The 23535-nt window shown below is 61.6% G+C and carries 26 protein-coding genes; 23 read left to right on the top strand and 3 right to left on the bottom strand.

Going from position 1 to position 23535, the window contains the following annotated elements; all coding sequences use genetic code 11:
* Window positions 1-42: 42 nt before the first annotated feature.
* Window positions 43-348 (bottom strand): hypothetical protein, encoded by a 306-nt coding sequence (locus tag EOC93_RS18310; RefSeq protein WP_126107416.1) that lies wholly within the window; start codon window positions 346-348, stop codon window positions 43-45.
* A 552-nt stretch (window positions 349-900) separates the two neighbouring features.
* Here EOC93_RS18310 and EOC93_RS18300 point away from each other — a divergent pair.
* From EOC93_RS18300 to EOC93_RS18260, 8 genes are all read left to right on the top strand, one after another.
* Window positions 901-1323: a hypothetical protein gene (locus EOC93_RS18300; protein ID WP_127205323.1), complete on the top strand. Its 423-nt coding sequence runs from the start codon at window positions 901-903 to the stop codon at window positions 1321-1323.
* A gap of 3 nt (window positions 1324-1326) precedes the next feature.
* Entirely contained in the window at window positions 1327-1767 is a 441-nt protein-coding gene (locus EOC93_RS34855) for a hypothetical protein (RefSeq protein WP_245461493.1), read from the top strand.
* Window positions 1685-2398 carry a terminase family protein gene (locus EOC93_RS18290; RefSeq protein WP_245461492.1) on the top strand — a complete coding sequence of 238 codons (714 nt, stop codon included), beginning with the start codon at window positions 1685-1687 and terminating at the stop codon, window positions 2396-2398. Before EOC93_RS34855 ends, EOC93_RS18290 begins: the two co-directional genes overlap by 83 nt.
* On the top strand, window positions 2346-3452 hold the full coding sequence (locus EOC93_RS18280; RefSeq protein ID WP_348627604.1) for a terminase family protein: 1107 nt from the start codon (window positions 2346-2348) through the stop codon (window positions 3450-3452). The genes EOC93_RS18290 and EOC93_RS18280 overlap by 53 nt, the downstream gene beginning before the upstream one ends.
* A 542-nt stretch (window positions 3453-3994) precedes the next feature.
* The gene (locus tag EOC93_RS34850) at window positions 3995-6151 is read left to right on the top strand and encodes a hypothetical protein (RefSeq protein WP_245461491.1); all 2157 of its coding nucleotides are present in this window, start codon (window positions 3995-3997) and stop codon (window positions 6149-6151) included.
* 61 nt (window positions 6152-6212) lie between these two features.
* Complete coding sequence (locus tag EOC93_RS18270; RefSeq protein WP_127205320.1) at window positions 6213-6410, top strand: hypothetical protein; 198 nt, start codon at window positions 6213-6215, stop codon at window positions 6408-6410.
* Between the two features lie 33 nt (window positions 6411-6443).
* Window positions 6444-6641 (top strand): hypothetical protein, encoded by a 198-nt coding sequence (locus EOC93_RS18265; protein WP_127205319.1) that lies wholly within the window; start codon window positions 6444-6446, stop codon window positions 6639-6641.
* Between the two features lie 198 nt (window positions 6642-6839).
* Window positions 6840-7409 carry a hypothetical protein gene (locus tag EOC93_RS18260; RefSeq protein WP_127205318.1) on the top strand — a complete coding sequence of 190 codons (570 nt, stop codon included), beginning with the start codon at window positions 6840-6842 and terminating at the stop codon, window positions 7407-7409.
* A gap of 390 nt (window positions 7410-7799) precedes the next feature.
* Here the strand turns inward: EOC93_RS18260 and EOC93_RS18250 are convergent, their stop codons facing one another.
* Window positions 7800-8417 (bottom strand): methyltransferase domain-containing protein, encoded by a 618-nt coding sequence (locus tag EOC93_RS18250; RefSeq protein ID WP_127205337.1) that lies wholly within the window; start codon window positions 8415-8417, stop codon window positions 7800-7802.
* Between the two features lie 108 nt (window positions 8418-8525).
* Between EOC93_RS18250 and EOC93_RS18245 the strand changes: the two genes are divergently transcribed.
* The 8 genes from EOC93_RS18245 (at window position 8526) to EOC93_RS18210 (ending at window position 15016) form a co-directional block, all read left to right on the top strand.
* Window positions 8526-10292: a portal protein gene (locus EOC93_RS18245; RefSeq protein WP_127205317.1), complete on the top strand. Its 1767-nt coding sequence runs from the start codon at window positions 8526-8528 to the stop codon at window positions 10290-10292.
* On the top strand, window positions 10289-10609 hold the full coding sequence (locus EOC93_RS18240) for a hypothetical protein (protein ID WP_127205316.1): 321 nt from the start codon (window positions 10289-10291) through the stop codon (window positions 10607-10609). The genes EOC93_RS18245 and EOC93_RS18240 overlap by 4 nt, the downstream gene beginning before the upstream one ends.
* A 248-nt stretch (window positions 10610-10857) precedes the next feature.
* Entirely contained in the window at window positions 10858-13146 is a 2289-nt protein-coding gene (locus EOC93_RS18235) for an HNH endonuclease (protein WP_127205315.1), read from the top strand.
* Window positions 13143-13442 (top strand): hypothetical protein, encoded by a 300-nt coding sequence (locus EOC93_RS18230; RefSeq protein ID WP_164759187.1) that lies wholly within the window; start codon window positions 13143-13145, stop codon window positions 13440-13442. The genes EOC93_RS18235 and EOC93_RS18230 overlap by 4 nt, the downstream gene beginning before the upstream one ends.
* Before the next feature lie 8 nt (window positions 13443-13450).
* Window positions 13451-13765: a hypothetical protein gene (locus EOC93_RS18225; protein WP_127205313.1), complete on the top strand. Its 315-nt coding sequence runs from the start codon at window positions 13451-13453 to the stop codon at window positions 13763-13765.
* A gap of 49 nt (window positions 13766-13814) precedes the next feature.
* Window positions 13815-14246 (top strand): hypothetical protein, encoded by a 432-nt coding sequence (locus tag EOC93_RS18220; RefSeq protein WP_245461490.1) that lies wholly within the window; start codon window positions 13815-13817, stop codon window positions 14244-14246.
* A 171-nt stretch (window positions 14247-14417) separates the two neighbouring features.
* Complete coding sequence (locus tag EOC93_RS18215) at window positions 14418-14813, top strand: SMI1/KNR4 family protein (RefSeq protein ID WP_127205312.1); 396 nt, start codon at window positions 14418-14420, stop codon at window positions 14811-14813.
* Window positions 14810-15016 (top strand): hypothetical protein, encoded by a 207-nt coding sequence (locus EOC93_RS18210; RefSeq protein WP_127205311.1) that lies wholly within the window; start codon window positions 14810-14812, stop codon window positions 15014-15016. The genes EOC93_RS18215 and EOC93_RS18210 overlap by 4 nt, the downstream gene beginning before the upstream one ends.
* Before the next feature lie 194 nt (window positions 15017-15210).
* On the opposite strand, the gene EOC93_RS18205 is transcribed toward EOC93_RS18210, so the two are convergent.
* Window positions 15211-15528: a YMGG-like glycine zipper-containing protein gene (locus EOC93_RS18205; protein ID WP_127205310.1), complete on the bottom strand. Its 318-nt coding sequence runs from the start codon at window positions 15526-15528 to the stop codon at window positions 15211-15213.
* A gap of 419 nt (window positions 15529-15947) precedes the next feature.
* Between EOC93_RS18205 and EOC93_RS18200 the strand changes: the two genes are divergently transcribed.
* The 7 genes from EOC93_RS18200 (at window position 15948) to EOC93_RS18170 (ending at window position 23382) form a co-directional block, all read left to right on the top strand.
* Window positions 15948-16403: a hypothetical protein gene (locus EOC93_RS18200; protein WP_245461489.1), complete on the top strand. Its 456-nt coding sequence runs from the start codon at window positions 15948-15950 to the stop codon at window positions 16401-16403.
* A 192-nt stretch (window positions 16404-16595) separates the two neighbouring features.
* The gene (locus EOC93_RS18195; RefSeq protein WP_127205309.1) at window positions 16596-17507 is read left to right on the top strand and encodes a hypothetical protein; all 912 of its coding nucleotides are present in this window, start codon (window positions 16596-16598) and stop codon (window positions 17505-17507) included.
* Window positions 17508-17710: 203 nt separating this feature from the next.
* Window positions 17711-18700, top strand: a complete 990-nt coding sequence (locus tag EOC93_RS18190; RefSeq protein ID WP_127205308.1) for a Coat protein — start codon at window positions 17711-17713, stop codon at window positions 18698-18700.
* 214 nt (window positions 18701-18914) lie between these two features.
* Window positions 18915-19166, top strand: a complete 252-nt coding sequence (locus tag EOC93_RS18185; protein WP_127205307.1) for a hypothetical protein — start codon at window positions 18915-18917, stop codon at window positions 19164-19166.
* A gap of 298 nt (window positions 19167-19464) precedes the next feature.
* Window positions 19465-20064, top strand: a complete 600-nt coding sequence (locus EOC93_RS18180; protein WP_127205306.1) for a hypothetical protein — start codon at window positions 19465-19467, stop codon at window positions 20062-20064.
* Window positions 20064-22529, top strand: coding sequence for a hypothetical protein (locus EOC93_RS18175; RefSeq protein ID WP_127205305.1), 2466 nt, complete (start codon window positions 20064-20066; stop codon window positions 22527-22529). The genes EOC93_RS18180 and EOC93_RS18175 overlap by 1 nt, the downstream gene beginning before the upstream one ends.
* A gap of 265 nt (window positions 22530-22794) precedes the next feature.
* Window positions 22795-23382: a hypothetical protein gene (locus tag EOC93_RS18170; RefSeq protein ID WP_245461488.1), complete on the top strand. Its 588-nt coding sequence runs from the start codon at window positions 22795-22797 to the stop codon at window positions 23380-23382.
* The last annotated feature ends 153 nt before the right edge of the window (window positions 23383-23535 follow it).

The raw sequence follows: 23535 nt of genomic DNA, 5'->3' as shown, positions 1-23535 counted from the left end.
CGAACCTTCGGTCGACCTGCCATCTTTGATGTGGGGAGGGCGTCACATCTGGTCGTTGTAGGGTTCCTTCATCTGGCCGACCATGCGCGCCAGTTTCGAGAACGACGGCATGTCCGTCTCCGGCTGACACTGATTGGCCAATTCCAGCAGCCGGATCGGGAAGTTGACGGCATCGCGGCTCGACGCCGACATGCCTTCGGACCGTTCCTCGCTGGTCTCGCTGGCTTCGGCCCTGCGCAAGGCGATGTCTATCTCCTCGACCGAGAGCACGCCCTTGCGGACAAGGACCTGATTGATCGATGCGACGGCCATCAGCAGGCCTTCGAGTTGCAGATTGGCGACATTCATGGCTTTGCTCCCATTGGCTAAGCTCCAAACGCGCGAACGCCGGTTCCGATCCCGGCATGGCGGTACGGGGATCGAGCGCTTCGCAGGCATTCGTGCGCGAGAGTCGCTCGATCCAGGAATTTTTTCCTCGAATCGACCGCTCCACCATTGACTTCGTGACGGCAGTTATGCTATTGATTTGGGCATGGTGCTGATTTGCGCCAACGACCCGCCCGCCGAGGCGGGTTTTTTGTTTTAAGTCCCTTTCGAACGTTCGCTGCCTGTTGCCGATATCAAATGTCGGCGGGACAGCACCCCCCTCTGTCCTGCCGGACATCTCCCCCACAAGGAGGGAGATTGGATGTCAGCTCGGCTTTCGCCAATCTCCAGCATCGCGGGAACAGGGACCGCGCTCGAACCGCCAATCTCCCCCCAAGTGGGGGAGATGTCCGGCAGGACAGAGGGGGGTGCGAAGGAACGCAACGCGTGTGATCGTCGGTGTCGCTTACTGGCCTTTGTCAAAGTGTCTCGATCCTCCCGCAACGCACACCACGTCTGTCAGGTTCACACCCCATGTCCAACCGTTACGCCACCATCATCGCCGACGATGACGGCCGCGAGGTCGTTAGCGCCATTGGCCAGTTCGAGGGCGCCGCACCTGTGCGCCACGGCCGGGTCGAGCACGTTCCGGCCGGTGTGCAGATCGGCATGGTCCGGGGCGGTGCCGTCGACGCGGCCGGCGGCTTTGGCTTTCCCTTGGCGGGCATCAGCGACGGTGTTGTGAGTATCGTCAGGGCGGCGCTCAAAGCCGTGTCAGCGACCGGCAAGGCAAAGTCCGGCAGCACGGCTATGGCAAAGCCCGATGCGGCAAGCCAGCCGCGGAAGCCAAAGGCAAAGCGCGCCGGCAAGCGGGCGAAATCCCGCAAGCGACCCACGCCGGCAGTCAAGAAAACGGCGAAGCCCGAGATCGTGGCGCTCGCCGGGGTTGCGGGGTAGGGCATGGCCGAGGATTCTCTCGACGAAGAACCGTCTGGCGTGACTGAACCCAGGTCCTCAAGCCGGCCGAAGCGGACGAAAAAGACGCTGGCCGATGGTTTTCTGGAAGCGATCCGCGCCGATTTCCGGGCGCATGGCGCCGGTGTCATCGCCGAGGTTCGCACCGAAAAGCCCGACCAGTATCTGAAGATCGTGCTGTCGGTGCTGCCCAAGGATCTGCATCTCAACATCAACAGTCTGGAAGCATTGAGCGATGACGAAATCAGGCAGCGCATCCGCGGCCTCGAAGCCGTCCTCCGGCCATTCCTCGCAAAGTCGGGCCTCGCAAAGCCTGGCCTCGCAAAGTCTGGCCTCGCCAAGCTTGGTCTCGCGAAGCCGGACCTCGACGGCAAAGACCGAGTATCTGAGTCTGCTCAGGGAGCTGGACCGCAGACGCCGCACTAATCAGCTTGCCGCCTACCGGCCCTATCCAAAACAGGCCGAGTTCCATGCAGCGGGTGCGACCAGCCGCGAGCGGCTGTTCATGGCCGGCAACCAGCTCGGCAAGACAAGGGCCGGCGGCGCCGAATGGGCGATGCACCTCACCGGCCGCTATCCCGAGTGGTGGCAAGGCAAGGTTTTCGACACGCCCGTGCGGCTGTGGGCGGCCGGCGTCACCGCCGAGGGCACGCGCGACAACCCGCAACGCATATTGATCGGCCCGCCGCAGCAGCCGGCCGCGTGGGGCACCGGCATGATCCCGGCCGACGCCATTCTCAGCACCATCATGGGGCGTGGCGCGCCGCATGGGCTCGACAGCGTCGTGGTCCGCCATGGCGGCGGCGGCGATGTCCAGGCGGATGAATCGGTGCTGTCGTTCAAGAGTTTTGAGAAGGGCCGCGAGAAGTGGCAGGGCGAAACGCTGCACGGCGTCTGGTTCGACGAGGAGCCGCCGCTCGACATCTATTCCGAAGGGCTGACCCGCACCAACGCGACGGGCGGCATCACCATCGTCACCTTCACGCCGCTGCTCGGCATGTCGGATGTGGTGTTGTTGTTTTTGTCGGCTGCGCAGGTGGAGGGGATGGGGAGGTGAGGTGGTTTCCGGGAAGGAAGCTTTCGCTTCCTCTCATCCGTTGCGTTCCTTCGCGCCCCCCTCTGTCCTGCCGGACATCTCCCCCATGAGGGGGGAGATTGGCAGTTTCCGCGTCCCGCTTGCCTGCAACCGTTGGAGATTGGCGAAAACCAGGGTGACATCCGATCTCCCCCCAAGTGGGGGAGATGTCCGGCAGGACAGAGGGGGGCGCTGTCCCGCCAGCGCGAAAAAGATCTCGCCCAAACAACACCATACGTCCGACGACTGCCAAAACGATTCAAGCCGGAAAGCCGCACAAATGACCCGCCACGTCACCTTCATGACCATCGACGATGCCGAGCATTACACGCCGCAGCAACGCGCCGAGATCATATCAGCCTATCCAGCTCATGAGCGCGAGGCGCGGGCCAAGGGCATTCCGGTGCTGGGCTCCGGCCGTATCTTTCCGGTGGTGGAAGAACTGATCGCCTGCGAGCCGTTCCGGCTGCCACGCTATTGGCCGCGGCTCGGTGCGCTGGATTTCGGCTGGGACCATCCCTCGGCCGCTGTCGAGCTCGCCTGGGATACCGAGGCCGATGTGGTCTATGTCTCGAAAGCCTGCCGCGCCTCGCAGCAGACACCGGCCATGCAGGCACTGACCTTGAAACCGTGGGGCGAATGGCTGCCCTGGGCCTGGCCGCGCGACGGCCGCCGCGAGACGCTGGAAGGTGCGGGTGTGGCACTGGCTCGGCAATATGGCGCGCATGGGCTGAACATGCTGGCCAGCCATGCGCAGTTCGCCGACGGCTCGGTGTCGGTCGAGGCCGGGCTGATGGAGATGCTCGACCGCATGCAATCCGGCTGCTTCAAGGTGTTCTCGACGCTTTTGCCCTGGTTCGAGGAGTTTCGGCTCTATCACCGCAAGGACGGGCAAGTGGTGAAGCTACGCGACGATTTGATGGCGGCGACCCGCTACGGCGTGATGATGCTGAGGGAAGCGGTGGTCGACCCGGCGGAGTTCAGGACGTTGCGGAAAAGCGGTAAGATTTCCGACCCGCTGGAAGATTATCGGTGATCTTCTCCAACACATCCTCTTCTAACACGTCAACAAGTCCCCCAAAGCAGGGGGGGCGTTAGCATACGTGATCGTGAATGTGCTGATTAACTAGCGGTTTAATTAATGTGTAAAGTTTGAAATAACTTTCATCTAGATTGGCGTGCCGCCCCACTCTAGACCCACCCGACTTCGACCGGGGGTGCGTTTGTCTGGAGCGTCGACGGCTGATGGTTCGTGCGCCATATCGCGCTGGGCTCCTGGTCGCCGACGGCATGGGGTTCCGCCTGTCTCCCCGGTGCTGGCCGCACCGATATCCATGATGCCGCAAAACTCCGAAACCTGTGAGGCGGGGCGGACGACGCTGCATTGTTTCGACGGAATTCACGGGGCTTCTGGCGGCGGGGATCCGCAACGCCGGCAACTCCGCCGTCTCTCCAATAATCGTCGATCCGACAAAGCCCGCGAATGCGGCGGCCGGCATGCAATGCGATCAGCCATGCCGTGATCTCCCGCAGAGCGACCCCCTTTTGTTCAGAGCCAGTTGGGCAGGAAACAGTTAGATGGCGACCATACCTCTCCAACTGGCGCAGCGCCGGCTCGATACCGGCAACGTGGTGCGATATCCGCAGGGATCGCCAATCGGCGGCGCCATGCAAGACCTGGGCGGCGAGCTTTCGGCCGTCTCCGAGCGCTTTCAACAGCGCAAAGAGCAGCAGGAGGCGTTCGACGCCGAAATTGCCCGCCGCAAGATGATGGACCAGATCGCCCAAGCCGAGGCCGATGTGGCGGGCAATGCAGCGCCCGATGGTGCCGGCCTGCATGACGCCATGTACGGCCAAGTCGATCCGCGCAGCAGCCAAGTGGTGAAGCCCGGCCTGTTCGACACGCTGTTCGACGATGCCCTGCCGAAAATACCCGAAAGCCAACGTGCCAATTTCGCCAGGCAAAAGGAGACAATCCGCGCGATGGGTTCCGAGCGCATGGCGGCGCGGCAGCAGGCGCGCCGCGACGAGTACGAGCAGGACCAGTGGACCAAGGTCGAGAATATCTCCACCAACTCCATCGCACGGAGCGACCCTAACGATACCGCGAACTTCGAGGAGATCCGACAGCACGGCCTCGACCTGATCGCCAAGATCGGCAACCCGCTTGCCAGGCAAGCGGCGGAAGTTGCCTGGCGGAGCAACACGGCCAAGGCGTGGATGCTGGCGACGATCGGCCTGGACCCGAAACGCGCCGCCGAAATGCTCGGTGCGACACAAGCCGGCGATAGGACCAAGGACGATACCGCCGCGGTTGGTGGCGAGCCGAGGCAAGACACTGCAAGCCCATCGGGCTCGAAGGGCGACCGCGTCGGACAGCTAACCCCGGAAGAGCGAACAGCGCAGGCGTTTCAAGACGACATTGCGCCCGAAGACCGGCCGGCCTTGGTCCGGCTGGCCCTCGCCGTCGATGCGGCACGACAGGTAGATACACGCGCCAATATCAGTCTTGCCGAACAGAATGCACCTGAAGCCATCAAGGATACCGGAGCCTATGACGGTCCGCTTCCCACTCCCGAGCAGTTCGTCAATGTTCATGGCGCGACGGAAGGCGACAGGCGCTTTCAGCTATTCAACCGGGCGGTCAATGTCAGCCGTCAATTCCACGACATGCGTGATGTGCCCAACAACGCAATAGACGCTATGGTCAACGACGCCAACACTAAGGCGGCCAGCGCAACGCCGGAGGAGGGCAAAGCGCGACACGACGCCATCGCCGCGGCCGCCGATCTGACGTTCAAAGCAAGGCAAGGCGATCCGGGCGGATATGTTCGCAGGGCTTTCGCGAAGCTCGATGCTGCCTGGAACAATCTGTCGAAGCTGGAAGACTATCAAGTGGCAATCGTCGGCTCCATCGCAGCCCAGCAGCAGATGGGCTTTAAGACCATACAACCGCTGCCGAATTCCGTGGCGGAACGGGTTGTCGACACGCTCCGAGATCAGAATCGACCTCCACAGGACCAGGACGCGGTTTTGCGCAATGTGCTCATCGCGACGCCTCGTGAGCAACGCCGGGCAGTGCTCGATCATTTGCTTCGAACCAGCGTATCCAAGGTTGCCGACAATACGGCCGACAGGTCGCTTCGGGCGGCAGTGGTTGATCCCATGGGTCTGCTCGACCTCGCCAATACTCCCTTGGGAGATGGCCACTCGGAACAGCATTGGGAATCCGACCACCCGATAAGCCATGATCAGGATGGCGACCAGGCCCTAAGCTGGTCCGATTGGTTCAACAGGAAGATTCCTACCTATGGCATTTACGGCGGGCCTGGCTGGACTGGCGGTACTCGGGGTGGTGGTTTTGACCTACCACCTTTTGATATTCAGGACGGATTCTATAAGCAACATGACGGGGACTATCGCGACGCGAAAACGCCGGGCGATGTAATCGCGGCCGATAGGAAACTTGTAGCGTCTTTGAAAACATACCTCGACAATGAGGATTACATGAAAGATCCGGCCTTAAAGACCGACGAAGAGCGCAACGAGGCGTCAACATATGCTTCGCGCGCAATGAAACTTTTCCAAGGTAAAATTGCTGGAGAGATGGCGCTCCATATACCGAGCGCCATAGAGATTTCGGCTCGCGATGATGCGCAAAGGGCTTACGATTACGCACAATCAGCCGTTGGACAGGCGCAATTTGGAAGTAGGATGTCATTTGGCAATTGGTAACGATCTGGATAAGCTCAGCACCCATCGTCATATATTGTGATAATTTTTTAGGGGATAACCGATGGAATTTTATATTTTCGGGTCTGTCTCATTTGTATTGGCAATAATATTGGCAGTGTTTGGTGTTATATCAAAAAGTATCGATTCCAATCGGCGTGTTTCTGTTATTTTTGTTGCGGCAATTATCAGTGTTCCAGGATATATAGTTATTTGGGATTTTGCTTTCTATAAAGAGATTTGGTTTTTTTGGTGGGGTTAAGCTGTGTGTTCCCGATTCCGCAGGAGACAATAGATGTCATTATTTTTTTGGGGATTTGTGAGCCTTGTGTTGGCGATATACTTGGCAGTAAAAGGCGTCAGGTCCAAATCATTGACGCCGCTTCAGCGCGCTTTTGTCCTTTTTGGAGCTGCAGCACTTAGCGTTCCCGGATTTTTTACTATTTATTTTTTATTCGTAGTTACCATTCTGATGCATGACAGCCCATTCTGATTTTCAACGCCTTTAAGTAAAGGCGGTGCGCCGTCTGTGGTCGGTGATATCTGAATTATGCAAATCCCAAGGTTTCGGATGAGAGTAATCTTGTCTGGATATGTAAGCTTGACGGCCCAAAGCTTGGACAGCATTGGCACGGCACAGTGCACGAGCTTCGGAAATTTCGCCCTCGCACCGGGATGACGAAGGATACGCATGACGCTCCGTATCATCCCCGCAACCTTGCGCGATCTCTCCTACATCGCCGCCAATCTGCGCCCCGAGGACCGGGCCGAGATCGACTGCCAGCTTGACCAGTGGTCGCCGGCGCTGCTGGCGCTCACCGCACTGCAGGGTTTTGCCTATGTCGCCGAGCTCGACGGTAATCCGGAAGCCGGTTTTGGCGCCGCCGAGCAGCGCGGCGGCTTATGGATCGCTTGGAGCTGGGGCACGCGCCGCATGAGGCGCTGCGTGCCTGGGATTACTGAGTTCTTTCACGCCGTGCTCGGGCCGCAGGTCGCTGCGCGCGGCGCCTGGCGGGTCGAGGCGCGGGCGCTGGCCGCCAATGAATTGGCGCTGCGCTGGCTTGCCCGGCTGGGCGCCACTGAACGCTGCCGGCTGCCGGGTTACGGCAGGAACGGCGAAGATTTCATCCTGTACGACTGGACAAGAGAAAGCTGGAACCATGTGCCTCTTCCAAAAACCACCCGCCTTGAAGCCACTGCCACCGACACCGACCATTGCCGACAAGGACGTGCAGGCGCGCGAAGCCGCGCTCCGGGCTGAGCTCGAGCAGCGCCAGGGAACGCTGAGCACTGTCAAGACCGATCTGTCGCCCGGTGATCTCACCGGCCAGCGCCGCGTGCTTCTGGGGGTGTGAAATGGGCGCGATGAAACGGGTGTTCAGGAGCCGGGGCGGCTGGCCCTGGTGGTATTGGCGGCGTCTGGCGCGGCTGGTGAAGCGGCGGCAGGGGTAGCGCCAAGCAGGCCCCCCTCTGTCCTGCCGGACATCTCCCCCTCAAGGGGGGAGATTGGCTATCATGGCGGCTTTCGCCAATCTCCAGCGTTGAAGAAGTGAGCTATCGGCGAAGCTGCCAATCTCCCCCCTTGAGGGGGAGATGTCCGGCAGGACAGAGGGGGGTGTTCAAGCGCCGGCGCTGAAGCCACCTTGAGGGCTCACTCCGCCTTTTTCGCGAACGCCCAGACCATCAGCGGGTATTCCTCGTCGTTGCTCAAATCGCGCCATAGGCCGTAGGCGCGCACTGGGCCGCCGATATGGGCTTTGGCGCAAGCTTTGTTGCCCCAGCCGAACACTTCTATGTCGGCTTCGGCGAAACCGCCTTCGACCATCACCTGCTTCAGGCCGGCGGGGGTCCAGCGGTTGTAATCGTGCGGCCTGGCATGCACCCTGAACAGGAACGGCGTCGCCACCATCGCCCAGCCGCCCGGCCGGGTCATGGCATGGATATTCTGCGCCGCGGCGAGCGGGCGCTGCACATGCTCCAGCACCTGGTCGGCGATGACGACTGAGTATTGCCGGTCGGTGCGGTCCTTGCAGATGTCGAAGTCGGGAAAATCGACCGACGTATAATTGGAGCACATCGCCTTCCAATAGCGGTTCCAGCCGGGCGACACCTCGATCACGTCAGACGATTTGCGGCCGTCCGCCTCAAGAAACGCGGTGAACGCCTCGATCTGCCTGATGCGCAGCCAGTTGCGGGAATCGTAGCCGATAAGCCGCTTTGCAACCTGCTTGGTTCGCCTCGTCAGGGCACCGGGTAGGCTCTCCGTCATTGTCACATCGACCTCCTTAAAGGCCCGCCGCGCCTCCCTTGAACATCGCAAAAGCGGACAAAATTCGACCGCGCTAAAATAAGCTGAGATCACCGAAGAAAGATTGCCATGACGAGCGATTCCCGTGCCCACGATATCCTGTCGCGACAGGCCGAACTGGAGAGCGAGCGCAGCCAGTATGAGGCTGTCTGGGAGGCGGTGTCGGAATTCTGCGATCCCGATGCCCCCGACATCTGGAGCGGCCGCCGGCGGTCCGGACCGGACTCGCAGGCCGAGCGGCAGGAGCGGCGCGGCGCCCGTGTCTACGCCAACACCATCAACTCGGCCGCCAACCGGCTGGCCGCCGGGCTGGAAAGCCTGATCATCCCGCAGTCGGAAAAATGGCACGGGCTGTCGACCGCCGCCATGAATGACGAGGAGACCGACGAGGAAAAGGAGTGGGCGGAAGCGCTGCGCGATTTCCTGTTCTCTCTGCGCTATTCCGCCAATTCGAATTTCGTGCCGGCAACACAGGCCTGCCTGCGCAATGTCGTGCGCTACGGCCCGGCCTATCTCTATGCCGAGGAGGGTTTTGGCGGCACGCTGATCCGCTATGCCTCGATCCCGGTGGTCGAGGGTTTTCTCTCGCGCAACCGCTGGGGCCAGGTCGATATTTTCCACCGCCGCTACGAGCGGACGGCGCGGCAGGCGGCGCAGCTGCTCGGCTATGAGAAGCTGCCGGCGCGGATCAAGATGCTGGTCGACGACCCAGCCAAATGCGAGACGAAGATTTCGCTGATCCAGTGCATCCAGCCGCGCGACGAGCGCAAGATGTACCGGCTCAGCGGCTCCTACCAGTATCTAGACACGGCATTCGCTTCCTATCACGTCATCGAGGACGAGGAGGTCATCGTCAGGGAGAGCGGTTTCCGCTCTTTCCCGGTGTCCTGCTTCAACTGGCGCCGCTACGAGGGCGACCCCTATGGCATCTCGCCGACCATCGAGGCGCTGACCACGGTGCGCGAGGAAAACGCCGTGCGCCGCTCGGGCCTGCGCGCGCTGCAGCAGATCACCGATCCGGCCACCGCCTCGAAGGCGCGGCTCGACTATGTGCCGGTGCTCAATCCCGGCGAGAACTATCCCGGCCTGATCGACGACCAGGGACGGCCGCTGATCGCGCCGATCGCCACCGGCCAGAACCCGACCTATGCGTTCAATTATGCCGACAGCCGGGCCGAGGAGATCCGCGACATGATGTTCGTCAATCTGTTCCAGACGCTGGTGCAGAACCCGCAGATGACGGCGACCGAAGCCTTGATCAGGCAAGAGGAGAAGGGCGCGCTGCTCGGGCCGTCCGGCTCGATCATCCAGGCCGGCTTTGCCTCGAATCTCGATCGCGAGCTGGGTATCCTGGAAGACAAGGGATTGTATGAAGAAGACAGCCGGTTCCTGCCGCCGGCGAGCCTCGCCGGCAAGGCGGTGCGGCCGACCTTCACCGGTCCGCTCGACGTGCTGCGCCGCTCGGCGGAAGCCCGCGACACCATCCAGGTCGTCACCACGGCCATGCAGATGGCGCAGTTCGATCCCGGCGTCATGGACAATATCGACGGCGACGAGGCGCTGAAGATCGTGCAGAGCGCCGGCCGTAGCCCGCAGCGCATCTTTCGTCGCCAGGACGAGGTCGCCGGCATCCGCGATGCCAGAGCCAAGGCTCAAACCGCACAGGCCGGCATGGCGGCGATCGCCACTGCCGGCAAGGCCGCCAAAGATGCCGTGCCGGCGGCGGTTCAGGCGCGCGACAGCGGTTTGCTCAATGGCCTGCAAGGCCTGCTGCAGGGTGGGCAGGCCGGAGCAGAAATGCCCGGCGGTCCGGCTGTGCCGGGCGCCGGCGCATGAGCCGCAAACGTTTCGCCCATTCCGGGCAGGCCGGCGGTCCGGCCAAGGCGCGCGATGCCCTGACCAAGGCCTATCTCAGGGTGTTTTCCGGCCAGGATGGCGAGATGGTGCTGGCCGATCTCGCCGCGACGACGGGCTATTACCGCCGCCCCTCCTATGGCGAGTGGATGGCCAGGACCAGGACACCGAACGGCTTCGAACTGCATAGCGCCTTGAGCAATGCGCGCGCCGAAGTGGTGCAGCACATTATGGGATTTCTGACGCTGGATGAGGCGCAGCTGGCGGCGCTGGAGAAGGCAGCGAGGCTGGAGGGGTAGGGACTTCGGGAGCGCCGGCCTCACCGTGGTCACGACCCGCTCCGGCGTATCATTCATGCGAGTCCACGAACCCGCCGAGCTCACAACAGGATCAGAATACAGCCCTGAAGGCCAAGCCCTGTTTGGCCAACGGCGCTGTCATTGGCGACCTCCCCAAAATTCATGACTCGCGAAAGCGGCGGCACCGGCCGGGCCGCCGGCACAGCGCCGCGGTCTCCGGCGCGGCGCCACTGCAGGGAACAATTAAAATGGCGACCATTCCTCTCCAACTGGCGCAGCGCCGGCTCGATACCGGCAATGCGGTGCAATCCCCGCAGGGATCGCCGGTCGGCGCCGCCATGCAGGGTTTTGGCGACGAGCTTTCAGCTGTCGCCGAGCGCCACCAGCAGATGAAAGAGCAGCAGGAGGCCTTCGACGCCGAACTCGCGCGTCGCCGGTTCAACGGCCAGATCGCGCAGGCGGAAGACGAGGTGGCGGCGAATGCGTCGGGCGATGGCGCCGGGCTGCACGAGTCCATGTACGGCCAGGTCGATCCGCGTACTGGCCAGGCGGTCAAGCCCGGTCTGTTCGACAAGCTATTCGACGATGCCTTGCCGAACATACCCGAAAGCCAGCGCGCCAATTTCGCCAGGCAGAAGGAAGTGATGCGCCGGGCTGGCGGGCTGCGCATGGCGCAGCGGCAGCTTCAGCGGCGCCATGATTATGAGCAAGCCCAGGTCGACACGGTATTGCAAACCAATGCCATCGCCATCGGCAAGGCCAGCCCAGACGACATCGTCACTTTCGAAGCGGCCAGACAGGACGGGCTCGATCTGATCGACAAGATGGGGCTCGATCCCGGAATCAGGCAGCAGAAGGCGAAGGACTGGTTCAGCACCGCGGCCAAGGCACGCTTCGAGGCGCTGATCGCTAAGGACCCGAAGCGTGTCCTGGAGATGTTTGGTGCCGGGACGCCGGCTGAATCCTCCGGCGGAGATGCCGCCAGCGATACGACCCAAGCGACAGGCAGCTTTGTCTCGGGTAGCTCAAAGGCATCTGATGGGAAAGGTGACCGCGTCGGCAGGCAGACGCCAGATGAGCGTGTAGCACAGGCGTTTAGGGACGACCTTCCGCAACAGGAACAGGCAGCGCTGATCCGCCAGGCGCAGGCGGCCAAAACGGCTCAGCAGGTTGAGTTTCGCACCAACATTGGTCTCGCCGAGCAGAACGCACCGGACGCCATCGCACAGACTGGCGCCTATTCCGGCAAGATGCCTGGCCGGGACGCCTTCAGGATCGCCTATGGACTGGACGAGGGCGATAAGCGTTTCCAGGATTTCGACTGGCGGGCCGATGTCGGTCGTCAGGTTTTCGGCATGCGCACCATGCCGAACCAGGCGATCCATGCGGCACTTCGCAATGCCGATTCCGGGCCGAACGGTTCTCAGGAAGACCAGGCGCGCCGTGAGGCGACAGCTGTTGCGGCCGGGCTAGTCATGAATCACAGACGAGGCGATGCCGCGGGCTATGTCAGCGAAGTGTTCCCCAATATCGATGCCGCCTGGAAGGCCGTGATCGGCGGCGGGCTTGAGGATCCAAACGGCTATGACAAGGACGCCTATGACAAAGCGGTAGCCATGTCTGTCGCCGCGCAGGAACACTTAGGTATCGAGAACCCCCAGCCCCTGCCGCAGTCCATTATCCGCGATCTCTCCGATAACCGTGACAGCCCGAGCATGTACCAGCAGGACATAAACGCGAAGGTAGGCGCGCTGCTTGCGGGAACGTCCGGGCCAGTCGCTCGGGCGGCCGTGGCCCGGCAACTGGCCGATGCCGGTCTAGGCTGGATCATTCCAGATGCATCCGGGTACAAGGCCCCGTCGACACTTTCGGTGTTGGCATCAGAAGGGAAAGCCCTTGGCAAGGTAGCTGCCAATGCAGGGATCGCCCTGGCCAACGTAAATGATTGGGTTGCCTATGGCATGTCCGGAGGAACGATCAGCCCTCCAGACTACAAGGATGCCTATTACGAGTCGTCGAACCCTGTCGAGAACCTGATGATGCATCAGGGGTCTGATGCATTGAGCTGGTCGATACCGTGGCCCGGGGCTGGTCGAGCTGCTGTCGCCGAGAAAGATATATTACGAGCAGTTGAGCCGACGAGTGACATAGCGGCAAAGCGTGCCGAAGTACTCGGCGTAATTCCAGCGCCAACAGGCCAGTTCTACAGTGTAATACATGAGATGCGACTGGACCCGACCTTGTATCCGGGCTCGTCGCGCCCAGTACACGTCCAAGCTGCAAACGAATCCCTATTGCAAACGATGGAGGGAGAAATTGCTTTCGCTCAGGATTTGCTGAATCAGGGTCTCAATCTTCAGAGAACGCCGACAGAGCTAGCCCCCCGCGCTGCACCTCCCGGCTTCAGCTGGCACCACGCAGATGAACCCGGTGTAATGCAACTCGTCCCTAGATCTCAACATGATCGAGGGAGTATCTTCCAGAAAACACTGCATCCGAATGGTCGAGGAGGATTTTCCCTATGGGGAAAAAAATGAAGTTGCTGGATATCGTTGGGCGGTTGTCGGAATTTGACGAGGAGGACCCCGTCTACGCAGCGGAGCCCACAATCTACGCGGCGGAGCCTTGGACAGAGGATTCAGACGCGATGGTTTTGCCTCAGCAGGATGGGGTGTTGGTACCACCCGAGGCAGCTAAAGAGGGCCTAGCATACTTTCTCGAAATCAACCTTGCAATCGAGATTACCGAGGCTTTGGTTGCGTCGCAGAAAGAAAAGCCAAGCATTTCCGCCATCTGCGAACGCGTTATTTATTATGCCACCTATGATGCGTGAGAGGTTAAATGTTGACTAACCCACGTTATGACGGACAGCCGCTGCTTAGGCTGCTCGATGTTTATGTGCTCTGGGCGATCGGAGAACTTTCTCAAGAGTCGGAGGATGGCTTGAAAAGGATGGCCCCCAAACTGCGATCTATCTATGGCGGCGACGGACAATGGCATGACGCAATAGCCCAGTCTATGCACATGCCTGAGGGAATGCCGGCAGCAATCCGGGATATGTGGGCAAGGAACCTCAAAATCGCCCGCGACAATGATGTAACTCTGACACCGCAGAAATTTGCGGAGATGTTCGTGGACGAAAATTTCGTGGGTTGAACGTTCCTCTCTCTAGAAGTTGCACGACAACTTCTCCTCCACTAGGTGAATGATGGACTATTTCTACATAAAACCTGACGTCGCCGGCGGAATTGGCCGTGGCACCATCATGGACACAAGCGTTCATCCCCCTGTTGTAAGCAAACTCATCTACCAAATGGAAGGGTGGTTCGGCGATGTTATCATAACGACCTTCCCGTGCTTTCTCGTCGTGGCTAAAGTCAAGCAAGCCATGCAGAACATCGGCTTCTCGGGTGCGAACTTTGCTCACGCCGAAATCACGAAGTCGGAAGACTTCCTGGAACTGCAGCCTCACGTAGAACTCCCGCAGTTCGTGTGGTTGAAAGTGAATGGGAAGGCAGGTCATGATGATTTCGGCATTGCTGGCGATCTGCGTCTGGTCATCTCGAAGCGCGTGCTGGATCTACTTGACGACTTTGGTATCCCATCCGCGACGGTTGAGCCTTATGACGGTCGGTAGGCGCTATTGTAGCCTTAGTTCGCGCAATGCAGTGGATATGCATGAAATCAATCCAGTGAAGTTGGTGGCAGTCAGATCGACTCCTCCAACAAGATCGTTCTGCCTCGCGATGTTCATCGACAACGGGGTACGCCGTGGTGGATCAGTTGCTGAAGGACCTGGGAGGATAGAATGGGATATAGCTTAACTGAGGGGCAGTTCGACGCACCGGCTGCAGCCGCAGTTGTCGATGGCCTGTCCGCAAACTTGGGAGTGACGCTGCCCAAGGATTACACCAATTTCCTTAGGGAGCATAATGGAGGTGAAGGCTTCATCGGCGACAGCTATATAATTCTTTTCAAAGCCGAAGAGTTGGTAAACTTCAATCGAGAATATGAGGTTGGAAAATACGCACCAGGCATCCTCTTATTCGCATCTAACGGAGGAGGTGAAGGCTACGGCTTCGACACTGACGATGTAGAAATGCCAATCGTGCGCATCCCGTTTATATTTATGGAACGGCAATCCGCCGAGAGGATAGCGCGAGACCTCGCCGATCTATTTGCTCGGCTGGAGGACTGGAAATGAGCGTCCAAGATACAAATTCGCGCTCCAAAGGCATGGAACTGTTCGAGCTCACACCGATTGCGGTTGGCGGCGATCCAGTAAGTTTGGAGAACAAGACCTGGCTGACCAGACAAGAGCATTTTGAAGCTGTGCGCTACTGGAATCGAACTATCGAAATTCAGCGTAAGGCGGCGCTGGAGAAGGCGACACCGACGGAGGGGTAGGGGGCGGGGAGCACTGACCTTGCGGAGGCCATGACCCGCTTCGGCGGATCATTGTGCAAGCCCACGAATCTACAGGACGGATGCCGGCAGGCGGGTGAGGGGCGGCGCCAGCATCTCAGAATTTTGCGCTGCCCGTCCTTCGGACCCCTCTGCCGGGACCTTCTCCCCGTGAACGGGGAGAAGGGGCGCTACGCTCAATAATTGCCGTCGTAGTAGCGGTCGTCGCAAGGTGCGGTGTAGATGCGGCCGCTGTTGCGATCCTGATAGCGGCAAAGCTGCTCGCCGCGCCGCTGCGGCGTGGTGGCGCTGCCGACGACCGCACCCAAAAGGGCGCCGCTGGCTGCGCCGATAACCGTGCTCTTGGTGTTGCCGCCGATCGCCTGACCGACGAGCGCGCCGCCGGCGCCGCCGATCAACGCGCCGGTTCCGGCTCTCTGCTGGCCTTCGGTCTGCGCACACCCTGCCAGCGCGGTAGTCAGAAGCGCGGCGGCAATGGCTTTCTGCATGGTCATTTGGAGTCCTCCTTTAAAGCCTTGGGTCAATGCTTTGCCAAGTGCGGTCGCATTGCGGCGGAACAGGGGCGCCATGCCTCACGAAATAAGACATGGTTTCTTTCGTCTTGACGGCCCAGGCCTTCCGTTCGGAAAGATCATGGTTAGACAAAAAGATCATAAAGATCATGGTTTAACAAGACGATAGAGCCTGGACCCTATCGAAATGAATCAGGCTCCGGCCGTGACGAACCCGCCTGCGGCGGTCCAGCCGATCCCCCAAATCCCCCAAGATGGAGAATGCCATGACCTGAGGTCTTTCCCGGACGCTTTCCTTTGCCGCGGCCCGAGAAGCCGGCTTTGCGACGCCCAAAGCCGGGCTTGCCGTCAGGACGAGCGGGCAAGGCGGCGCATACCGCACTGTCTTTTCGTTCAACGCCATGCAAGTGCCGGTCACCGATGCGCTTGCCTATGCCAGCCAGAAGCTTTTTGATTTCCTCGGCGGCAAGGTGCGCATCAAGGGCGGCACCGCAAGGCTGCAATTCGCGGTGCTGACCACCCGCGCCTCGACCATCAACGACAATGCGGCACTCAGCTGGTCGCTCGGGTCGGCGGCGGCGTCGAGCGCTGCGCTCGCAGGCACCATGGTCAACGTTCTGGCCGCGACCGGCCGCACGCTGGACGGGGCCGGTGCTACACTATCGACCGCATCGGTCGCCGATGTGGTTGCGGCGTTGACGCTCGATGGGACCGCGATGCCGGTCGATCTTTACCTCAACCTGGCGTTCGCCACCGGCACCGACATCGACGCCGACGGCACGCTCGCCATCACCGGCACGATCACGCTGCTGTGGGAGAACTGGGCGATAACGCGTAGCGTTAATCTCCCCCCTTGAGGGGGAGATGTCGCCGAAGGCGACAGAGGGGGTCGGTGCGACCGGGCGCGACCTCAGCGACAGATGGAGGTTGGCGCTCCACGCGTTGGTACCCCCTCTGGCCTGCCGGCCATCTCCCCCTCGAGGGGGGAGATACTGGGCTCCGCCGCCAGCTCCTATCATCGGCCTTTAACCTCACAAAAGGAACATCTCATGACAGATCTGGCAGACGCCGGGTCCGTGGCTGCGCAGACGCAGCCGGCGGGCAACCTTGCATGGCCACCGGCCAACGGGGACAACAGGTCCGCCCCGCCGGCTGGCAAGAGTTGGTTTGACGGTCTTTCCGAAGGCAACCGCAAGCTCGCTGAAACCAAGGGTTGGACCAAGCCTGAAAGCCTCGATCGGGTTTTCACATCCTATGCGGAGCTGGAACGGCAACAGGGTGAGAGCCTGCGCGTTCCCGCTGCGGATGCACCTGGGGAAGACTGGGACAGGTTCCATGCCCGGCTTCCCCTGGCGATGCGTCCGCTGACATCGCCTGACAAGGTCGAGTACAGGCGTCCCGACGGGCTTCCCGAAGACTTCGCCTATTCGGATGAGCTCGCCAACGCCTCCAAGGCCTGGGCGGTCGAAGCCGGCGCCACCCCAAAGGTCGCGCAGGCCTATCATGACCGCTTCGTCGGCTACATGGCCGAGCAGGCCAAGGTGCAGGAGATCGCCCTTACCCGCTCGGTCGAGGCCACTCACGACGACTTGGTCCGGGATTGGGGACCGACCGACAGCGACGGCTTTCGCCAGAGACTGGAGGTCGCCAACCGGGCGATGAAGAAGCTCGGCCTGGTCGATGCCTACAAGGCGAAGGGCATCCTTCTGCCTGACGGTGCCTTAACCGATCCGCAGATCGCCAAGGCGTTCCACGCCATCGGCGAGGCGATGTTTAGAGAAGACACGATCGACGGCGGCGCGGCTTTGAGTGGAGGCAACCCCTTCAAGCGCAACGCCGCCGGCGAACGCAACCTGACTGATATCTCAGCCCTCGTCAAAAGCGACCCCGCGTTCGCCCGGCGGCTGGCACGCGAGGCCGGCGAAAACCCCGATCTGTGGATGCCCAACAACCCCCTCTAAAGCTGTGTCGATATCCAGGTGATGCCGGCCTGCAAACGACGGCTTTCTGCGCTTCCGGTGCTCGCGGACCCAAATGTCCGCTCCGCTCCAGTTCTCAAAAGCCACCTTGTTTGGTCGCTTCGCGCCCGTCTTCGACTCCGGCTCGGCCTGACCTGAATCTCAACACACCTTCTCCGCCAATCAACCCATGAAGGAAGACAAAAATGGCAGACGCCTACACCCGTATCGCGGACGCGATCGTTCCGTCCGTTTATGCACAATACTCGTTCGAGGAGCATGTCCAGTCGCTCGAGATCTACCAGGCCGGGATCCTGTTTTCCGACCCGGCCATCGCCTCGAAACTCTCGATGGGGGGCCGTTCCGTCGACATGCCCGGCTGGACGGATCTCGGCAACGATCCATCCGAACCGGTCAATGACGATCCGGCCGACTCGATCGAGATGAAGAAGATCGGCGCGCGCCGCGAGGTCGCTGCCCGCAATGTCCGCGCCCAGGCGTGGGGCATTCCGGACCTGACCTCGATCCTTGCCGGCGACGACCCGCAGAAGCTGATCGTGCGCCGCCAGACCGACTACTGGCAGCGTGCCAACAAGCTGACTCTGCTCGGCATCCTGAAAGGCGTGCTGGCCGACAACATCGCCAATGATGCGGGCGACCTCGTCCGCGTCACCGGTGCTTCCATCGTCGACACCGATATCATCGAGGCCGCCTATCTGATGGGCGACCGCGCCGACAAGTTCAAGACGATCTGGATGCACTCGAAGCAGATGAAGGCGCTGAAGCTCGCCGACCTCATCGACTATGTGCCGCCCTCCGAGCAGGGCGGGCCGCTGATCCCGTACTACATGGGCTTGCGGGCCGTCGTCGACGACGACATCCCGGTCGCGGCGGGCGTCTACACTGCATTCATGTTCAAGGACAAGGCGATCCTGTGGAACGAGCTGCCGGTCAACACCGAAGGCGGGCCGCTGGAGTTCGACCGCAAGCCGCGCCAGGGCCATGGCGGCGGCGTCACCGAAATGGTCGGCCGCCGGCACTTCGTCCCGCACGTTCCGGGCACGCGCTTCCTCGACGCCTCCTCGGCCGGCGAATTCGCCACTGACGCCGAGCTTGCGCTGGCGGCGAACTGGGACCGTACTGCGTCGAACGTCAAGAACATGACGTTCATCGCGCTGAAGACGACCGAGGCGTGATCGGACCGGAAGGGCGGGAGTATCAGACCTCCCGCCCCTTCCGGACGCCAGGTCGGCCAATGTAGCGAATTCCAGATTCACGCGCTGCGCTGCTCCAGCGTGAAACAAGTCTTGGGGGCTCGCAACATATTCATGTTGCACTTTAATCAATCGCCGTCACCAAACGGTTACATAAAAGGGCGATGCTTCCTTGTCTTGGCAAAGGAGGGTAACCATGAACATGACATATAAGGCAGTTCAGGAAGTGCTCCGAAAAGCGGGCATTGTCATAAGCAAAAAGGGGGAAGTTCACCGTATAAACTTCTTCAGCGGTCTGGAAAACACCGCCTACTACACGACAAGTCTTCAAGATGCCCTGGACAAGGGTTTGGCGATGGGAAGAGGTGCCGGAAAGCTGCAAGCAAGCGCCTTTGCCAAGTCAGCCGAAGCAGGGCGGCGGATCTCGACGAGCGCACGCCTCGGCTGATGCCGCAGGAATTCAGGCCGCAAGTCATCGCCGCGTTGTGCGGCGACATCGTGAAACTGCAATAGCGACAATATCATCGTCTTTTCCTTGCTCGAACGAGCACAAGGGACTGAAAACACATCCCACGCCACCCGTTTCCTGACGGGTGGTTGGTATCGTGACGGGTTCCACGCACAAGACGTGCGAACGTTTTGCTCAAGCCAAAAATCACCAAACGCCCAGCCGCTACGAAGCGGCTCTTTGCCGTGGGGCCGCCATGCCCTGCTTTTCCCGATCCATACTCACGGAGGCCTAAACCATGGCCATCACCCCGCTCGACATCGCCAACATGGCGCTTGGCGTCCTCGACGAGGCGCCGATCGACAGCCTTGACCAGGATGTGAAAGCCGCGCGCTTGCTCAACCTGCATTTCGACCTGACCCGCGAAGCCGAGCTGACGAAACACGCCTGGGTCTTCGCCATCCTGGCGGCCACGGTCGCTGGCGCCGACACTGGTAGCGGCGCGGGCACGCTGAACTTTGCCTATGAATTGCCCATGGACTGCCTGCGCCCGTTGCCGCTGACCCACAATGGCGAGCCGGACGGCATGCCGATCTCGTGGCGCCAGGAAACCGGGCTGATCTATTGCGACCAGTCCGGGCCGCGCCTCATCCGCTACGTCGCCAACCTCACCGACCCGAACGACTGGGACGCGCTGTTCACGGAAGTGCTGGTGAGCGCACTTGCGGTCAAGATCGCGCATCCGCTGACTCACAAGGCGGGCCTGATCGACATCGCCCGCGGTGCCTATGACCGGGCGCTGGACGCGGCGTTCCACACCAACGCCATCCAGCGAGGCGGCAGGCTGTCGACGTCGTCCTGGGCGATCCAGCGCGGCGACAACCGGTTTGTGCGCTGATGACGACGCTCTATCCGGTCCAGGACACATTCGTTCGTGGCGAGATCAGTCCGCGATTGCATGCGCGCGCCTCGCTCGATCTTTATCGGGCAGCGCTTTCCAAATGCGAGAATTTCGTCACCTTGCCGCATGGCGGCATCAGGAAGCGCGGCGGCACCATCTTCGTCGGCGAGGTAAAGAACGCGGCCAAGACAACGCGCGGCATCCCGTTCATCTTCTCCTCCGAGCAGGCCTACTGCCTGGAGTTCGGCGATTTCTATATCCGCGTCTATGCTTATGGCGCCCGCGTCGGCACGGTCGAGATCGCTTCGCCCTATGCGGAAGCCGACCTCTTCGATCTCGCCTATGTGCAGTCTGCCGACCAGATGTGGATCAGCCACAAGGACTATCCACCGAAGGTGCTGACGCGCACCGCGCATCAGACATGGACGCTGGAGGATTTCGAATTCCTCGATGGTCCCTATGACGACATCAACGAGACCGGCACGACGCTGACACCAGCCGAGACCGGTCATCTGACGCCGGCCATGACTGGCAATACGACGCCAGGTGGAACGGTCTCGAATGCGGGCGGCGATCCCGACGCCTACCAGATGTTCGACCGCGACAGGGTCCAGAACATACTGATCGCCGGCGACTCGATCGGTTATATCCGCTACCGCAACGCGGCCGCCGCGCAGCGCATCGTCGATGCCTACTGGATCACCGCGGCCAGCAAGGCGACGACCAATTTCGACTTCTTCACGGACTGGGAAATCCAGGGTTCCAACGATGGAGCGAACTGGGTCACCCTCGACACCAGGACGGCGGAGACTGGTTGGTCGAACAGCGAGACAAGGTTCTACGAATTCACCAATTCGACAGCCTATGAATACCACCAGATCGTCTTCAGCGGCGGCGGCGGCGACGACGCAACGCACACACGCTGCGCCGAAATCGCCTTCCACATCAAGGCTTCGGACCAGACGCCATTCAACCTCACTGCTTCCTCGATCGTCGGCATCAATGGCGACGCCGGCTTCCAGTCAAGCGATGTCGGCCGCGCCATCCGGCTGCTGGGTTCGGACGGTCGCTGGCGCTGGGCCAGGATCACCAGCCGCACCAGCCCCACCGTCGTCAAGATCGTGCTCCACAACCATGCTCTGCCGAACCTGAGCCCGATCACCCGCTGGCGGCTCGGCACCTTCGTGCCGGGCAAATATGTCGAGACCGGCTCGCTCTACGAGGAACGGCTGGCCTTCAGCCGCAGATTCTCGGTCTATGCCTCGGCGACCGGCGACTTCGATAATTTTGCGCTCGGCGAAAAGGACGACGCCGCACTGGAATTCGTGCAGGCCGGCGGCGGCCAGGCCAACGACATCGTCTGGATCGCCGATTCCGACGGCGCGCTTTTGATCGGCACATCAGGCGGCATCCGGGCGCTGTCGGGCTCCGGCATCGACGAGGCGCTGACCCCGTCGTCGTTCAAGAATCGCAATTCGCGCACCTTCGGCTGCGCCCGCATCCGCCCGGTCGCTGCCGGGCAGTCGTTCCTCTATGTCACCCGCAGCCGCAAATCGATCGCCGAGCTGGTGCAGACCTCGGTCAGCAAATTCACCTCCGACGATATCGGCCAGGTCTCCGAGCATATTCCCAAGCAAGGCGTCGTCGAGCTGGCGTTCCAGACCGACCCCGATCCGGTGCTGTGGTTCCCGCTCGAAAATGGCGAGCTCGGCGGCTACACGCACCAGCCGTCGCAGGATGTGCGCGGCATGCACCGGCATCGTCTCGGTGGCGCCTTTACTGGTTCGGAATGGGGGATCGTTGAAAGTGCGGTTGTGACGCCAGGCCAGAACGGCGCCGACGATGTCTGGCTGTTCGTCAAGCGCAGCATCGGCGGCGTGACGAAGCGCACCATCGAGATCATGACGGCGCCGTTCGAATATGGCGGCCTCGACGACGCCTTTCAGGTCGATTGCGGCCTGACCTATTCGGGGGCCGCCGTCAATGCCGTCTCCGGGCTCGATCATCTCGACGGCGAGAGCGTCGACGTGCTGGCCGGCGGCAAGATCTATAAGGGCCTGCCCGTAGCTGCCGGCCAGGTGACGCTGCCGGGCGGCGCCGTGGCCAGCAAATGGCAGGTCGGGCTCGGCTACCAGTCCGAGGCCAACACGTTGGAACTCGATGTCGGCGGGCGCGACGGCTCCATTGTCGGCCGCCGCAAGAAGATCGCCAAGGTGATGCTTTCGCTACTCGAGACCGACACGTCGGGGCTCGAAGTGCAGTCCTTCCTGCGCGGCCGCTGGGAGAAGGTGCGCATGCCAAGCATTGTCGCGCCAGACGGCAAGGCGAGCCTGTTCACCGGCAATGTCGAGGTGCCGATCGACGACAGCTGGGAAGGGCAGGGCAGAGTGAAGATCCGCCACGTCAACCCGACGCCCTGCACCATTCGGGCGTTCACGCCGGTGTTCGATGCCGAGCCTTAGGAACTGCTGATCTCCCCCCTTGAGGGGGAGATGTCGCCGAAGGCGACAGAGGGGGTCGGCGCGTCCTGACGCGACTCCCATAACGGACGTAAGAGGCTGACGCTTCACGCGAGACAACCCCCTCTGGCCTGCCGGCCATCTCCCCCTCGAGGGGGGAGATAACCATCCCGCCCCCAAAAAGGACCCTCCTCCCGTGACCCTATTCCCCCATGCCGAAGATCTCGGCAGGGCGCGGACGGCTGCCGATTTCGCTGCCGTCATCGCCTTGCTCGACACCGACCTCAACAATGCTGCCGCCCGCAAACAGGAGCTGGAACGGGCCGAGGATCGCGCGATCTTCGGCGACGGCGACCTGGGCGAGGTGCGCGCCGCGCTCACCGACTGCAATGCGGCAATCGCGCTGCTGGAGAAAACCGTCGAGGCGGCGAACAAGCGCCGCGTCGAAGCCGCCGAAAGGGAAGCGCGGGCCGACATCGTCGCCCTGGGCGACGAGATCAAGTCCAAGGCCGCTTCGCTCGGCGAGCGCTGGCGCACCGTCCACCGGCTGATCGAGCAACTGCGCCAGGAACTGTTCGAGGCCGACGCGCTCGTCCGCGCGATCGCCACTGCCAACGGCCTGTTCAACGCCGCCGGCGTTGCCGATCTCAAAATCAATCTGACCACCACCCGGCGCGCTGCCATGGCCGGACCGCACGCGGCCGTGCCTGCCCGTCTCAGTCGGCCAGCGGTTCAGGCCGACAGGCTGCTTCTGTCCTTCCTCAGCCCCGGCGGCGCGCTCGACCCGCGCCCGGCGCTCGGCGCGCCGGTCGAAGGTGTCAAAAGCAAATTCATTCCCGCCAGCGAACGAGGCTGACCATGTGCACACTTGCCCTTATCGGCACGGCTCTTTCGGTGGGCGGCGCGCTGGTCGAAGGCCAGCAGTCGAGGCAGATGGCCGACTACCAGGCCAAGGCCTATGATCAGCAGGCGCAGCCCGAGCCTCAAAGCGCGACCTTCGAACAGGGCC

Source organism: Mesorhizobium sp. M6A.T.Ce.TU.002.03.1.1 (assembly GCF_003997275.1).
GTDB lineage: Bacteria > Pseudomonadota > Alphaproteobacteria > Rhizobiales > Rhizobiaceae > Mesorhizobium > Mesorhizobium mediterraneum.
Note: the sequence above shows the minus strand (reverse complement) of the source record. Positions and strands in the feature narration are given on the sequence as shown.